The sequence below is a fragment of the Bacillus sp. FSL W8-0629 genome (assembly GCF_038593225.1).
Lineage (GTDB): Bacteria > Bacillota > Bacilli > Bacillales > Bacillaceae > Bacillus > Bacillus altitudinis.
On the sequence record NZ_CP151975.1, the window covers coordinates 1,435,441 to 1,451,099 of the forward strand.

Consider the following 15,659-nt stretch of genomic DNA (forward strand, 5'->3'; position numbering starts at 1 on the left):
TCCAACATAAATTATAGAAGTTTTCGCCCGCTTTGTCACTTTCATAAACATGCACCTCCTTGTACACACTACGATTAGACGAAAAATAGGGAGGATTTTGGGCATGGCATGTCGTGACAATGAAGAGCTTCAGCGATTTGTAGAAGAGGCAAAAAAGGTGGCCAAAAATGGAAAGGTAGCATCCTATATTCCGGCACTCGGTAAAGCGGATCAATCGGATTTATCTGTCGCTGTTTATCATGTGAGTAATACGTGCCACTCAGCGGGAGATGTTGATAAACGATTCACCCTGCAAAGTATTTCAAAAGTATTAGCCCTGGCGCTCGTGCTCTCAGAAGAAGGACCGAAAAAAGTGTTTCAATATGTTGGACAAGAACCGACTGGCGACCCGTTTAATTCGATGATTAAACTAGAGACTGCAAGCCCCAATAAGCCGCTTAATCCAATGATTAATGCAGGAGCACTTGCCGTTACAAGTTTAATAAGAGGGGCAACGCCGCAAGATCAGCTGAACCGGCTGCTTGGTTTTATTAGAGAGCTTGCCAATGACACCACCATTACATATTGCAAAGAAACCGCTGCATCCGAATTTGAAACATCAATGATTAACCGCGCAATGTGCTATTATATGAAGCAATATCATATCATTAAAGGGAATGTAGAAGAGGTGATGGATGTCTATACGAAGCAGTGCGCCGTCATGATGAATAGCCTGGATTTGGCGAAGATCGCGTGTGTTTTTTCATTAGATGGCAGGCATCCAGAGACAGGAAAGCAAATCCTTTCGAAAGATGTTGCTAGAATTTGTAAAACGTTTATGGTCACATGCGGTATGTACAATGCGAGCGGGGAATTTGCGATCAATATCGGAATCCCTGCTAAAAGTGGTGTTTCAGGCGGAATTATGGGGGCGGCGCCATACGACTTTGGGATAGGTATATTTGGGCCTGCTTTGGATGAAAAAGGGAATAGTATTGCGGGTATTAAGCTGCTTGAGCTCATGAGTGAAAAATATGAGATGAGTATCTTTTAATGACGAATGGCTTCTTTTTATTTTTACAGAGCGAACTGTACAAATCTGCTTGCAATTTTGGGCGTTTCGCTTTATGATAAATAGAAGAATTAGGTACTCGCCTGGGGAACGGAGGGATACTTTTGGCGTCAGAAATTTTAGTCGATCATCGGCAAAAAGCACTGGCTTTATTAAAATTGGATGCAGATAAAATTTTAAAATTGATCCAAGTGCAAATGGACAACTTAACGATGCCGCAATGTCCTCTTTATGAAGAGGTTTTAGATACTCAAATGTTCGGATTATCGCGAGAAATTGATTTCGCTGTCCGGCTTGGATTAGTTGATCAACATGAAGGCAAAAAACTACTCGATAAACTTGAGAGAGAACTATCCGCACTTCATGATGCGTTCACAAAAAAATAATGATTGAAAACTCAAACTTCCACAACATAAGTTTGAGTTTTTTTGTCCGCCTTTTTATTTTGATTGATGCCAAACGGACTTGATTGTCTCATGAAAGACGAACAATATAAAGAGGTAAAACGGGATCAAACGGAGAAAATGTAGTAGAATAAGAACAGCTAAGAGAAGAGAATATCAAGCAGTAGAAATAGACGTTAGGAAGAGGATTATATGTTAAAGAGAATGCTAAAATCGTATGACTACTCATTATTGTTCGCCATTATATTAATTAGCGCATTCGGCTTGGTGATGGTGTATAGCTCAAGTATGATTACATCTGTGATCAGATATGATGCTGCGCCAGATAATTTTTTCAAGAAACAGCTTTTATTTATGATTGTTGGGGCGGTCATCTTGATTTTTACAGCCCTCATTCCGTATCAGCTGCTCTTAAATAAAAGATTCCAAATTGTGATGCTTTTGCTATCTGTGTTTTCTCTCATTTATGTGTACTTTGGCGGTCACATTGCAGGGAATGCTAGAAGCTGGATCAAATTTGGGCCTTTTAGTCTTCAGCCAGCAGAATTCGTTAAGATCGTTGTCATCATTTATCTTGCTGCTGTCTATGCAAAGAAGCAGCATTATATTGACCATATTTTAAGAGGGGTTACACCTCCAATTGTGGTTGTCTCCATCCTATGCGGATTTATTATTTTGCAGCCAGACTATGGGACAGCTTTTATCATTGGTATGATTGCCCTTGCGATGATTTTATGCTCAGGGTTTAGCGGTAAAACGCTGGCCAAGCTGCTCGCTTTATTTAGTGCGGTGATGGTTGTTGTGACACCGTTTATTATTCTTTTTTGGGATAAAATTTTCACGCAGAATCGTCTTGGACGTTTTGAGAGTTTCCAAGATCCATTTAAAGACGCAGGCGCTTCTGGGCATCAATTGATTAATTCATATTATGCGATTGGATCAGGAGGCTTTTTTGGGCTTGGTCTTGGAGAGAGTGTACAAAAGTATGGATACCTTCCAGAACCGCATACAGATTTTATCATGGCAATTATCTCGGAAGAGCTTGGTTTTTTCGGTGTATTTTTTGTCCTTGCTCTCCTTGGCTTTATTGTCGTGAAAGGTTTTTACATTGCGAGAAAGTGTGAAGATCCGTTTGGAAGTTTGCTTGCAATAGGAATTTCTTCAATGATTGCCATCCAAACGTGTATTAATTTGGGCGGTGTTTCAGGTCTCATTCCGATCACTGGGGTCACACTTCCGTTTATCAGCTACGGGGGATCCTCTATCATTTTACTGAGTGGATGTATGGGAATATTGCTGAATATCAGCATGTTTACTGAATATAAAGAGCGTTATAAAAAGAAAAAATCAATCAGCAAACCATCGATTCAAAAAAATGGATTGCAGAAAACTTTGAATCTTTAGAAAACAAAAGTGTACAGTTTTCATTTCTTCCTTTATTATAGAGTACATATAAAATTTTAAGGGATATGGAGGAGTGAGAATGTCACAGAGAACAATTCAAAAGGTTCTAGTTGCAAACAGAGGGGAAATCGCTATCAGAGTCTTTAGGGCCTGTACGGAGCTCAACTTACGTACAGTGGCCATTTACTCCAAAGAAGACTCGGGCTCTTATCATCGCTATAAAGCCGATGAAGCATATCTAGTTGGAGAAGGGAAAAAGCCGATTGATGCCTACCTTGATATCGAGGGGATCATCGAAATTGCAAAACGAAATGACGTGGATGCGATTCATCCAGGATACGGATTTTTATCTGAAAATATTCATTTTGCAAGACGATGCGAAGAGGAAGGCATCCAATTCATCGGCCCAACTTCTCAACATTTAGATATGTTTGGAGATAAAGTAAAAGCGAGAGATGAAGCGAAAAAAGCTGGGATTCCAGTCATTCCAGGAAGTGACGGGCCAGTTGATTCGGTCAAAGAAGTCGAAAAATTCGGTGAAGAATACGGTTACCCGTTTATTATTAAAGCTTCACTTGGAGGCGGCGGCCGAGGTATGCGGATTGTCAGATCAAAAGAGGAGCTGAACGAAGCCTATGACCGTGCAAAGTCAGAGGCGAAAGCGGCTTTTGGAAATGACGAAGTATACGTTGAAAAGCTGATTGAAAATCCGAAGCATATTGAAGTGCAGGTGATTGGTGACAATCACGGCAATATCATTCATTTATATGAGCGTGACTGCTCTGTTCAAAGGCGTCATCAAAAAGTCATTGAGGTTGCACCAAGTGTGTCTCTTTCTAATCAATTGCGTGAAGACATCTGTGAAGCGGCTGTTCAGCTGGCCCAGAATGTATCGTATATCAATGCAGGGACTGTAGAATTCCTAGTGGCAAATGGCGAGTTTTATTTTATTGAAGTCAATCCTAGGGTCCAGGTGGAACACACGATCACAGAAATGATCACAGGTGTCGATATCGTCCAAACCCAAATTCTTGTCGCAAAAGGACATGACCTTCACAGCAAAGAAGTAGGGATACCAAAACAAGAAGATATCTTTACACATGGATTTGCCATTCAATCAAGGGTCACAACAGAAGATCCTTTGAATGATTTTATGCCAGATACAGGAAAAATCATGGCTTACCGTTCAGGCGGTGGTTTTGGTGTACGTCTTGATACAGGGAACAGCTTCCAAGGTGCGGTGATTACACCTTATTACGATTCACTGTTGGTCAAGCTGTCAACTTGGGCACTTACATTTGATCAAGCTGCGGCTAAAATGGTCCGAAATTTACAAGAATTCAGGATTCGCGGCATTAAAACAAATATCCCGTTTCTTGAAAACGTCGCAAAGCACGAGAAGTTTCTAAGAGGGGAATATGATACATCGTTTATTGATTCAACACCTGAGCTATTTAACTTCCCTAAGCAAAAAGACCGCGGAACGAAAATGCTTACTTATATTGGTAACGTTACCATTAATGGGTTCCCTGGTATTTCGGAAAATAAGAAGCCTCATTTTGATCAACCAAATGTGCCGAAACTTGCTGTCCATGAAACGATACCTTCTGGAACAAAACAATTGTTAGACAAGCATGGACCTGAGGGACTCGCCAATTGGGTGAAAGAACAAAGCGGTGTACTCTTAACGGATACAACCTTTAGAGACGCACATCAATCCCTGCTTGCAACACGCTTTAGAACACACGACTTAAAGAAAGTTGCTCAGCCAACAGCAGGCTTATGGCCAGAGTTATTCAGTATGGAAATGTGGGGCGGCGCTACATTTGATGTGGCATATCGTTTCTTGAAAGAAGATCCTTGGGAAAGATTGAAAGAGCTTCGTCAAGAAGTGCCAAACACTTTGTTCCAAATGCTATTAAGATCATCAAACGCTGTTGGATATACAAACTATGCGGATAATGTGATTAAAGCATTTGTAAAGGAATCGGCAGAGGCAGGCATTGACGTCTTCCGTATTTTCGACAGTCTAAACTGGGTCAAAGGTATGACGCTTGCCATTGATTCTGTTCGTGAATCCGGCAAAGTGGCAGAGGCAGCGATTTGTTATACAGGTGATATTCTTGATCCATCACGTCCGAAATATGATTTGAAATATTATGTCTCTCTTGCGAAGGAGCTTGAATCCGCAGGCGCTCATATTTTAGGCATTAAAGATATGGCGGGATTATTAAAACCGCAAGCGGCTTATGAGCTTGTATCGGCTCTAAAAGACGAGCTCACGATTCCAATCCATCTTCATACACACGATACGAGTGGAAATGGACTCTTCACCTATGCAAGAGCGATTGATGCAGGTGTTGATATTGTTGATGTTGCAGTCAGCTCTATGGCGGGGCTCACATCACAACCAAGTGCGAGCTCATTATATTATGCTCTAGACGGACATGAAAGAAAGCCAGAAATGAATGTTCAAGCGGTTGAACGTCTTTCTCAATATTGGGATTCCGTCAGAAAATATTATCATGAGTTTGAAAGCGGAATGAATTCACCGCATACAGAAATTTATGAGCATGAAATGCCTGGCGGTCAGTATAGTAACCTGCAGCAGCAGGCGAAAGGTGTCGGCCTTGGCGAACGCTGGAATGAAGTGAAAGAAATGTACAGACGTGTAAATGACATGTTTGGTGACATTGTGAAAGTGACACCGTCTTCTAAAGTGGTCGGAGATATGGCACTTTATATGGTGCAAAACGATCTGACAGAAGAGGATGTTTATGAAAAAGGAGCAACACTGGATTTCCCAGATTCGGTTGTTGAATTGTTTAAAGGCTATTTAGGACAGCCACATGGCGGATTCCCAGAAAAGCTGCAAAAGCTGATTTTAAAAGGGGAGGAGCCACTTACTGTCAGACCAGGTGAGAAACTGAAGCCTGTGGACTTTGAAGAGATCAAAAAGCAGTTCAAAGAATCACATGATCTGACGTTGACAGAACAAGATGCCATTGCATATGCTTTATATCCGAAAGTCTTTTCTGAATTTGTTCAAACAGCAGAAAGCTATGGAGACATCTCTGTTCTTGACACACCAACCTTCTTCTACGGGATGAGACTTGGTGAAGAAATTGAGGTAGAAATTGAAAAAGGGAAAACCCTCATTGTCAAACTCGTGTCAATTGGAGAACCGAATCCGGACGCTACAAGAGTGCTTTACTTTGAGCTGAATGGACAGCCGCGTGAAGTGGTCATTAAGGATGAAAGCATCAAATCCTCCGTTCAAGAAAAAATGAAGGCAGATCGCTCAAATCCAAATCACATTGCGGCATCGATGCCAGGTACTGTGATCAAAGTACTTGTTGAAAAAGGACAGAAAATTTCACAAGGTGAGCATTTGATGATCAATGAAGCGATGAAAATGGAAACGACGGTACAAGCACCGTTCTCAGCAGTCGTGGATGAAATTCATGTCACGAATGGAGAAGGGATTCAAACTGGAGATCTGTTGATTGTCTTAAAGCCTGAATAATGAGTGAGACACATCCACTGCGATGTGTCTCAGCGTATAGACAAACCCTTACATTCTTTGTCAGTCCTGCGTGCTGGTGTTCACGAATGTCACATTCGCTCCGCTCCAGTACTCGTTCTTCCTAGACTTCAAGGGCGTTCTATCACGCTGAAAAGAAGACAAAGGGCTAAAATAAAGAGCATTTTAGCCCTTTGTCAACAATCCAAGACACATCCACTGCGATGTGTCTTTTTTTTGAGCGCATTAAAATGTGCAGCCGTCCGCTAGAGTGATTACACTATAGAATGAGGTGAAGAAAGAGTGGAAATTGTCGTGATTTGGTTTCGCCGAGATATGCGATTGGATGATCATATCGCCTTATCAAAAGCGATCACATATGCAAAAAAACATCAGTACCGATTATTTGCTTTTTATCATCTAGATCCATTTTTTACAGAAATGGAACTGGATTTGAACAACGAACATTTCTTTCAAAACTTGGCCAATTTCGTCAAGGAAGCAAGAGAATCTCACATGTATGTTCATCTCATTCATGATGATATTTTGTCCGCTTTTCAAAAGCTCCTGGATGCTTATGACATCAATGCGGTCTTTTTTAATGAGGACGAAGTAGGAAATGGTCAAACACGTGATGAGCAAGTGACCCGTTTCTTAGAAGAAAAGGGCATTCATGTGTCAAAGTGGCAAGATACGCATCTGCATGGGGCGAGAGATATTTTAAAAGCGGATGGTTCTCATTATCAAGTGTTTACTCCATACTATCACGCGTGGAGGAAGCAGGAGAAGCAGTCTGTGATAAAAGTTGACAAATCATTTCTGAGCAGCAAGCATACGATTTGTGATGAGTCACTTTCTGAAAAGGGAGATGAGAAACTAAGGGACATCATCAAGAAATGTACAAGGAAATTCGATCAGATTGGATCAGACAAAGCGATGAGCACGCTAGGCGGCTTTATTCAAGAAAGATTGACGCATTATCATGAGAAACGAGATATTCCGTCTGTTTTTGGGACGAGCAAGCTGTCTCGGTTCTTAAAAACCGGGACCATTTCTATTCGCACGATCTTTCATGCTGTCAATGAGGAAGAACTTTTTGAAGATGAGGGCAAGGAAACATTTTTGAAAGAGCTAGCGTGGCGTGATTTTTATCATATGATCTTTGCGCATTATCCAGAGATGAAAGAAAAAGAAATCAACGCCTCCTTTCAACATATAAAATGGAATGATGATCAGACACTTTTTGAAGCTTGGTGTAAAGGACAAACAGGCTTCCCACTCGTTGACGCTGGGATGAGACAGTTAAATGAAGAAGGCTGGATGCATAACCGTTTGAGAATGGTGACGGCTTCATTCCTGACAAAAGATTATCTCATCGATTGGAGAATGGGCGAAGCGTATTTCGCGAGAAAACTTGTCGACTATGACGAGGCTTCGAATATTGGAGGATTTCAGTGGGCAGCCTCTGTCGGAACGGATGCTGTTCCTTACTTCCGTATTTTTAACCCAACGACCCAGTCGAAACGATTTGATCCAAGCGGAGAATATATTAGAAGGTATGTACCAGAACTAAAGCATGTGAATGAAAAATGGATTCATGAACCGAGTAAAATGCCGATAGATGAGCAAATGAAATCGGGATGTGTGCTGGGGGATACATATCCTCTGCCTACAGTCGATCATCAAGAAAGACGAAAAAAGGCCATTTCGCTATTTGAAGAAGCGAAACAAACATGAAAGAAATCCCCCTTTTCGGATGAAAGGGGGATTGTATGTTTATCTGAAAGGCTCTCTATTTTCATATTTAAACCGGGCAATGAGTAAGCAGAAGTAGCATAGTACCCCAAACAAACAAGAAATAAAGAATGAATGAGCAAGCGCATAACCGAGTGCGAGCTGAGAATAAACAGACATGACACCTGAGATCGCTTGAAGTGTAATCAGAATGGCTGAAATGATCCATCCATAATACAGCTGCTTTTGTTCTTTATAATGTTTAAGGGCATGGAACATCGCAACAAATATCCAAACGAATAAAAGAAGGGCTGCTGCTCGGTGAGACATTTGAACCCATTGATTAAAATACGCTGGAAGTGCGCCGTCTTTTGAACAAAATGGGAAGACAGAGCATGCAAGACTTGATTTTGTATGTCTCACATAGGCGCCCGTATACACCACAATATACGTATATGTGATCAACCCATAAATATGGAACTGCATTCTTTTGCCGATATGAAGCGGCTTCACAAGCTTTGTTTCAGATCTGGTGGCTTCAAACACAAGTAGTGCCAGCAGTAAAACGGAAGCAAAAGAAATCAGTGAAATACCGAAGTGCAGTGCCATGACAAGTGCGTTAGAACCAAACACAACGGCGAGTGCCCCTAACAGCGCTTGAAGCAGTAAGAATATAATGGACATGATGACCAAAAATTTGGTTTCACGGAATACTGGACTGATTTTTTTCCAGCATAAGACCGCCAGTGCCAATACAAGAATGGTGGAAACTCCTGTTGACATGCGGTGGCTCCATTCGATAATGGAAGCAGGGTTCATTTCTGGAAAGAAACGACCGTGGCAAAGGGGCCATTGTCTGCCGCAGCCAAGACCGGAGCCAGTTTTCGTCACAAGCGCACCGCCAATCAGAACGATCAGCATCACAAATGTTGTGACAACGCTCAATAACCTTAAAGCAAATTTCATCAAATGATTTCACCTTCTCTAAATAACTTCTGATCTAAATGAAAACCTCACATGCTCTCAAGTTTAAGCCAAATGCGTGTTCTGTTGCAATTCATAATGACCAAAGTTCACAAAAAAATGATATGTTAGTTCACAAAGTTTACAGATTTAGAGTGCTTGATCTTTCTTTGACAGTCTGATAGAAATAGAGGAGAGAATATTTCATTTTGCACCGCCTTCTGAAACGCACATCCTAATAAATTCACGAAAAGTTCACAAATAACTTCAAGTTTGTCGTTTATTATTTAATAGGATGTTTTTTTACAGCTCTTTATCTTGTATGATAGAGTTGTAACGATTTTACGTTTTATTCGTTCGTTTGAAGGTTTGGGCAAGGGAGGTTATACACATTGGCAAATTCCAAAACAGCCGCGGAAGCAGCTATTCATGGACAAATAGAAGAAACAACCGCTTTAAAAGATTTTCTTGCTCTTATTAAAATGGGCATCGTCAATTCCAATTTCATTACAACATTTACTGGAATGTGGCTTGCTTTTTATTTTACAGATATGAGTTTTCTTGGGAATCTTGATATTGTGCTGTTAACAATGATTGGTTCTTCTCTTATTATTGCCGGTTCATGCGCCATTAATAATGCGTTTGACCGTGATATTGATATACTAATGGAAAGAACAAAAACAAGACCGACGGTGACAGGTAAAGTTCAGCCAGGTCAAGCGTATGCATTTGGTATTCTGCTTGTTGTACTTGGACTGATTATGCTTCTGATGACAACTGTTACATCAGCAGTGATTGGATTTATCGGTGTCTTTACTTATGCAGTTCTATACACGATGTGGTCTAAACGTCATTACACCATTAATACAGTCATTGGGAGTGTATCTGGTGCGGTTCCGCCATTAATTGGCTGGACAGCTGTTACAGGCACCATCGACACAACGGCTTGGGTCCTGTTTATGATTATGTTCATCTGGCAAATTCCGCATTTCTTATCACTTGCGATTAAGAAAACGGAAGATTACCGTAAAGCAGGTATTCCAATGCTGCCAGTTGTTTACGGCTTTGAAGTCACAAAACGCCAAATCATCATTTGGACAGCATGTCTTCTTCCGCTTCCATTTTTCTTAGGTGGATTAGGATGGCCGATTGTCGCACTTGGCACATTGCTGAACATTGGATGGCTCGTCATTGGGCTTATGGGCTTTAAAATGAAAGATATCATGAAGTGGTCAACACTCATGTTCGTTTATTCATTAAACTACTTAACGATCTTTTTCGTTGCGATGATTATTATTACACTATTCTAGAGTGAAATACACTTTGATCACATCAAAACAATGGCTATATCTTATAACACAACATTTTCTTACAACTATGAAAGCCGCCTGATATTCAGTTCTATTTAGGCGGCTTTCTGTTTATACATAGATGGTATTTTGAGTAAAAACATCATTTTTTTATGAAAAGAGGAAATGTAAGTGCTTTTATAAGAGGCGGGGGTTATGGATGGGTGAAAGGTGATTTTATAAATAAGAGGTAAAAGCGAAAGGCAAAGGAGATCAAGCAAAAGGGGTTGGGACAAATTATGATAAGAAAATGGCGTGTTTATTCACTGTTTCTCTTACTGACGCTCGTTTTGGCGGGCTGCGGTGAACCATACTTATCAACACTCAAGCCAGTTGGGGAAGTAGCAGATAAACAGTTTTTCCTAACGGTACTGAGTACACTTATTATGGTTCTTGTCGTTATTGTTGTATCGATCATTTTCTTTTACGTCATCATTAAATTCAAACGTTCTAAAGTGGGAGAAGATACGATTCCTAAACAGGTAGAAGGGAACCGTAACCTCGAAATTACGTGGACAGCGATTCCGATACTTCTACTCATTATTCTCGTTGTACCTGTTGTGGCATACACGCTTGAGCTAGGGGATACAAGCGCCATGGATAAGAAAAAACGAGATCCTGAAAAGACACTTGTAGTGAATGTAAGAGCCAGCTTATATTGGTGGGAATTTGAATACCCTGATTATGGGATTGTGACAAGTCAGGAATTGATTGTTCCAACTGATCAAAAGGTTTATTTTAAGCTGAAAGCATCTGATGTGAAACACTCATTCTGGATTCCATCAGCTGGGGGTAAAATTGATACAAATACAGACAACGAGAACAAGTTTTATTTAACGTTTGACTCAAAACGAACGAAAGATGCTGGAGAATATTTCTATGGGAAATGTGCAGAGCTTTGTGGTCCATCACATGCTTTAATGGACTTTAAAGTTAAAACGCTTTCTCAAGATGAGTTTTTAGGCTGGACGAAAAAGATGACAGATTATAAGAAGCCTGCATCTACGTCAGATCTAGCCCTTGAGGGTGAAAAACTCTTTAAAGAGAAAAACTGTTTAAGCTGTCATGCGGTAGAGCCTGGAGATGAACGGCCAGAGGCGGCAAGGACTGCACCAAACCTTGCAACCTTCGGAGAGCGGACAAAAGTAGCTGGAATTAAAGACATGAACAAAGAAAATGTCAAAGCATGGCTGAAAGATCCAGAGAGCTTTAAACCAGGTAATAAGATGACAGGGACGTACCCTAAACTAAATGACTCAGAAGCAGACGCACTCTACGAGTATTTAAAAGGTCTTAAAATACAGTAAATGCCTTGAGCAGCTTGAAGTTGCGCACATTCAAAAGGGTATACGATCTATGTGAAGTTTTTGTTAAGAGCTCCCGAATAAGTCTCTACATCCAAGAATAAGTCATCTGTCAGATATAGTCTGTTTTTAGAACGTGAAGATAGACATTGATATGAAAAGGGGCAAATGGGAGATAAGAGGGGGATTTCATGGTGAGTACAATAGCTAAAAAGCGGGGGTTTGGCGCTGTCTTATGGGATTACTTAACGACGGTTGACCACAAAAAAATTGCCATACTATATTTAGTGGCAGGGGGATTTTTCTTTTTAATTGGTGGCCTGGAAGCGATGATTATCCGTATTCAGCTAGCCATCCCTGAAAATGATTTTGTGAGTGCAGGGTTTTACAATGAAGTCATGACGATGCATGGAACAACGATGATTTTCCTTGCAGCAATGCCGCTTTTATTTGCATTAATGAATGCGGTTGTACCCATTCAAATTGGTGCACGTGACGTAGCGTTTCCATTTGTGAATTCACTTGGTTTTTGGCTGTTCTTTTTCGGAGGTATTTTCTTAAACCTTGGATGGTTTATGGGCGGAGCACCTGATGCAGGCTGGACTGCCTATGCGTCGCTCACGCTGAATTCAGAAGGGCACGGCATGGATTTCTATATTTTAGGGTTGCAGATAGCGGGTATTGGTACGCTAATTGCCGGAATCAACTTTCTTGCAACGATTATTAATATGAGAGCGCCAGGTATGACGTACATGAGAATGCCGCTCTTTACCTGGACGACGTTTGTGGCATCTGCACTAATTTTATTCGCATTCCCGCCGCTGACAGCAGGGCTTGCGATGCTGATGCTTGATCGAATGTTTGATACGAGCTTTTTTAATCCAGAGCTCGGCGGAAATACAATCATCTGGGAGCATTTGTTCTGGATTTTTGGACACCCAGAAGTGTATATCTTGATTTTGCCGGCATTTGGGATTTTCTCTGAGATCATTCCGGTGTTTGCAAGAAAAAGATTGTTTGGTTATTCGTCCATGGTGTTTGCGACTGTATTAATTGGTTTCCTTGGATTCATGGTGTGGGCGCATCACATGTTCACAACAGGACTTGGTCCAATTGCCAATGCGATCTTTGCCGTAGCCACAATGGCGATTGCGGTGCCAACTGGAATTAAAGTTTTTAACTGGTTGCTCACCATATGGGGCGGTAATGTGAAGTTCACAACGCCGATGCTATATTCAGTTGCGTTCATTCCGTCATTCTTACTTGGCGGTGTAACCGGCGTCATGCTTGCAGCAGCAGCAGCGGATTATCAGTTCCATGACACGTACTTCGTTGTGGCGCATTTCCACTATGTCATTATCGGTGGTGTGGTCTTCGGTATTTTAGCAGGTGTGCATTATTGGTGGCCGAAGATGTTTGGGAAAATACTGAATGAGAAGCTTGGGAAAATTGGCTTTGTGCTGTTTTTCGTCGGTTTCCATTTAACGTTCTTTATCCAGCATTTTCTCGGTCTTTGGGGCATGCCGCGCCGAGTCTTTACATTCTTGCCAGGTCAGGGTCTAGACCTTGGGAACTTGGTGAGTACGATTGGGGCACTGTTCATGTTTGTAGCAGTTGTCATCATGCTGATTAATATCATCTGGACGACAGCAAAAGGGGAGCGTGTATCGGGCGATCCTTGGGGAGATGGAAGAACGCTTGAATGGGCAGTATCTTCACCTCCGCCAGAATATAACTTTAAGCAGCTGCCTCTTGTACGGGGACTTGATCCATTATGGATTGAGAAAATGGATGGTAAAAAAGGAATGACAGCATCTGAACCGCTCGATGATATTCACATGCCGAATAATTCCATCTTGCCTATCATTATCTCATTCGGTCTATTTGTGTCAGCGTTTGGTTTTATGTATCGTCAAGAACACAGCTGGGGTCTACCGGTGATCTTCATTGGTCTTGGGATCACGTTTGCGACCATGCTCGTTCGCTCTCTTAAAGATGATCATGGATACCATATTCACAAAGAAGATTTGACGGATGACGATGACAAAGGGGTGAAAGCATAATGGAACCACAAAAAATGACAGCGGAAACCTTTCCGGCTTCTCCTGAGAAAGCCACGTTAGAAGGAAAGAATAAGTTCGTCGGGTTCTGGTTGTTTCTTGGGGGAGAAACGGTCCTGTTTGCATCTTTGTTTGCCACTTATTTGGCGCTGAAAAATTCAAATGCAGGCGGCGCAACAACAACTGAAATGTTTGACCTCACACTTGTGTTTATTGCCACAATGCTTCTGTTAACGAGCAGTTTAACGAGTGTGTATGCTATGTATCATATGAAAAACTTTGCCTTTAAAAAAATGCAGCTTTGGCTTGGTATAACCGTTCTTTTAGGTGCTGGATTTTTAGGGGTAGAAATTTATGAGTTTTATCATTATGTGCATGCGTATGAATTTACCATTACGAGCTCTGCACTTGGCTCTTCCTTCTATACGCTTGTTGGAACACACGGGGCTCACGTCGCATTTGGACTTTGCTGGATCACCGCTCTGATGATTCGGAATATGAGACGCGGACTCGATTTATACAATGCACCAAAATATTATGTGGCAAGCCTTTATTGGCACTTCATTGATGTTGTGTGGGTCTTCATCTTTACCGTTGTATATTTAATGGGAATGGTGGGATAAGAATGGGAAATAAAAACACAAATCAGTCCAAAGTCGATCTTGTCTATCGGAAAAAGAAAAATGCCGAAGAAATGAAGCATCAGCTCATTTCTTTCGGCTTGATGATTGGTTTAACGTTTGTTGCCTTTTTAACAATCGCCTCTGAAGACGTCGGAAATTGGTTCGCTGTCCCTTTTATTTTACTGCTTGCAGTGATTCAGGTCGCTTTTCAGCTTTATTATTTTATGCACATGAACCAAAAAGGGCATGAAACACCCGCGTTGTTTCTTTACTCAGGTGTGTTTGTCGCGTTTATTACCGTTTTAGCCTTTTTGACCATTATTTGGTGGTAAGCTCGCTTTGCCCTTGAAGGAGGCGCAGCAATGGAAAACTTAGAGATATTTGGATTTCGTGCATTATGGAGTCCTTACTATTTGACATGTATTGTAGCAGCAGCCGCTTTTTATCTGCTTCTCGTGACGAAGGGTAAGCACCGTGCGACGGTGAAAGAGAAAACGCTGTTTCTCACGGGGCTTGTGTTGCTTTATGCAGTGAAGGGGAGCCCGATTGATTTAATGGGGCATATTATGTTCAGTGCGCATATGGCGCAAATGGCAGTGCTCTATTTGGTCATCCCGCCCCTTCTTATCACAGGTTTACCTGCGGCGATTTGGGAGCGGATCATTCAAACACGGGGTATTCAGCCGATTTTCCGCTTGTTTTCTAAGCCGTTGATTGCCTTACTCGGTTTTAACGGGTTGTTTTCGCTGTATCATATTCCGCTTGTGTTCGATTTTGTCAAAACAGATCCGTTTTATCACGCATTGATGACGGTTGTCATTTTTATCGCTGCCTTTTTCATGTGGTGGCCGCTTGTCCATAAAGTGCAAAGTCAGCCGCAGATTACAGGCATTTTAAAGCTTGGATATATTATGGCAGATGGGATTTTAATGACACCTGCCTGCGCACTCATTATGTTTAGTGAAGCGCCTATCTATGCCACTTATTCAGATGCCGGCGCATGGATACAAGCACTGCACCTATGCGTACCGAGTGATATGCTTGCTGGTCTTGCGCTTACGGGACCTGACATGTTTCATACATTGCCGCTGCTAGAAGATCAGCAGCTAGGTGCTATTTTGATGAAAATCATTCAGGAGATTGTATACGGATCGATTCTTGCTGTTGTCTTCTTTGACTGGGCGAGAAAAGAAAGAGCGAAAGATGCCGTACCAGATGCGCTCATTCCGAAATATGAATAAATG

General features: G+C 41.5%; 12 protein-coding genes. 11 read left to right on the plus strand and 1 reads right to left on the minus strand.

Annotated elements, in window-relative coordinates:
* Positions 1-103: 103 nt before the first annotated feature.
* The 5 genes from glsA to NSQ17_RS07380 all read left to right on the plus strand — a co-directional run bounded on the left by glsA (position 104) and on the right by NSQ17_RS07380 (position 8,119).
* Complete coding sequence (gene glsA, locus NSQ17_RS07360) at positions 104-1,033, plus strand: glutaminase A (protein ID WP_019743436.1); 930 nt, start codon at positions 104-106, stop codon at positions 1,031-1,033.
* A gap of 122 nt (positions 1,034-1,155) precedes the next feature.
* Positions 1,156-1,437: a YlaN family protein gene (locus NSQ17_RS07365; protein WP_003212509.1), complete on the plus strand. Its 282-nt coding sequence runs from the start codon at positions 1,156-1,158 to the stop codon at positions 1,435-1,437.
* A 210-nt stretch (positions 1,438-1,647) separates the two neighbouring features.
* The gene (gene ftsW, locus NSQ17_RS07370) at positions 1,648-2,859 is read left to right on the plus strand and encodes a putative lipid II flippase FtsW (RefSeq protein WP_008345051.1); all 1,212 of its coding nucleotides are present in this window, start codon (positions 1,648-1,650) and stop codon (positions 2,857-2,859) included.
* A gap of 79 nt (positions 2,860-2,938) precedes the next feature.
* Complete coding sequence (gene pyc, locus NSQ17_RS07375; RefSeq protein WP_041092203.1) at positions 2,939-6,385, plus strand: pyruvate carboxylase; 3,447 nt, start codon at positions 2,939-2,941, stop codon at positions 6,383-6,385.
* A gap of 300 nt (positions 6,386-6,685) precedes the next feature.
* Complete coding sequence (locus NSQ17_RS07380) at positions 6,686-8,119, plus strand: deoxyribodipyrimidine photo-lyase (protein ID WP_342467989.1); 1,434 nt, start codon at positions 6,686-6,688, stop codon at positions 8,117-8,119.
* A 39-nt stretch (positions 8,120-8,158) separates the two neighbouring features.
* Here NSQ17_RS07380 and NSQ17_RS07385 read toward each other — a convergent pair whose 3' ends face one another.
* The gene (locus NSQ17_RS07385) at positions 8,159-9,082 is read right to left on the minus strand and encodes a heme A synthase (protein WP_024720295.1); all 924 of its coding nucleotides are present in this window, start codon (positions 9,080-9,082) and stop codon (positions 8,159-8,161) included.
* Positions 9,083-9,471: 389 nt separating this feature from the next.
* On the opposite strand from NSQ17_RS07385, the gene cyoE reads away from it, so the two are divergent.
* The 6 genes from cyoE to ctaG all read left to right on the plus strand — a co-directional run bounded on the left by cyoE (position 9,472) and on the right by ctaG (position 15,656).
* A complete protein-coding gene (gene cyoE / locus NSQ17_RS07390) occupies positions 9,472-10,389 on the plus strand; it encodes a heme o synthase (protein WP_007499825.1) in 918 nt (305 codons plus the stop codon).
* 278 nt (positions 10,390-10,667) lie between these two features.
* Positions 10,668-11,735: a cytochrome c oxidase subunit II gene (gene coxB, locus NSQ17_RS07395; protein ID WP_039168612.1), complete on the plus strand. Its 1,068-nt coding sequence runs from the start codon at positions 10,668-10,670 to the stop codon at positions 11,733-11,735.
* Positions 11,736-11,923: 188 nt separating this feature from the next.
* Entirely contained in the window at positions 11,924-13,795 is a 1,872-nt protein-coding gene (gene ctaD, locus NSQ17_RS07400) for a cytochrome c oxidase subunit I (protein ID WP_007499823.1), read from the plus strand.
* Positions 13,792-14,415: a cytochrome c oxidase subunit III gene (gene ctaE, locus NSQ17_RS07405; RefSeq protein WP_096881364.1), complete on the plus strand. Its 624-nt coding sequence runs from the start codon at positions 13,792-13,794 to the stop codon at positions 14,413-14,415. The genes ctaD and ctaE overlap by 4 nt, the downstream gene beginning before the upstream one ends.
* 2 nt (positions 14,416-14,417) lie before the next feature.
* Positions 14,418-14,747, plus strand: coding sequence for a cytochrome c oxidase subunit IVB (gene ctaF / locus NSQ17_RS07410; RefSeq protein WP_003211520.1), 330 nt, complete (start codon positions 14,418-14,420; stop codon positions 14,745-14,747).
* A 30-nt stretch (positions 14,748-14,777) separates the two neighbouring features.
* The gene (ctaG, locus tag NSQ17_RS07415) at positions 14,778-15,656 is read left to right on the plus strand and encodes a cytochrome c oxidase assembly factor CtaG (RefSeq protein WP_017367183.1); all 879 of its coding nucleotides are present in this window, start codon (positions 14,778-14,780) and stop codon (positions 15,654-15,656) included.
* Positions 15,657-15,659 lie beyond the last annotated feature (3 nt).

Coding starts and splice junctions, on each gene's coding strand:
- glsA (WP_019743436.1), top strand. CDS start 104: ATGGCATGTCGTGACAATGAAGAGCTTCAGCGATTTGTAGAAGAGGCA.
- ftsW (WP_008345051.1), top strand. CDS start 1,648: ATGTTAAAGAGAATGCTAAAATCGTATGACTACTCATTATTGTTCGCC.
- pyc (WP_041092203.1), top strand. CDS start 2,939: ATGTCACAGAGAACAATTCAAAAGGTTCTAGTTGCAAACAGAGGGGAA.
- NSQ17_RS07385 (WP_024720295.1), bottom strand. CDS start 9,082: ATGAAATTTGCTTTAAGGTTATTGAGCGTTGTCACAACATTTGTGATG.
- coxB (WP_039168612.1), top strand. CDS start 10,668: ATGATAAGAAAATGGCGTGTTTATTCACTGTTTCTCTTACTGACGCTC.
- ctaD (WP_007499823.1), top strand. CDS start 11,924: ATGGTGAGTACAATAGCTAAAAAGCGGGGGTTTGGCGCTGTCTTATGG.
- ctaF (WP_003211520.1), top strand. CDS start 14,418: ATGGGAAATAAAAACACAAATCAGTCCAAAGTCGATCTTGTCTATCGG.
- ctaG (WP_017367183.1), top strand. CDS start 14,778: ATGGAAAACTTAGAGATATTTGGATTTCGTGCATTATGGAGTCCTTAC.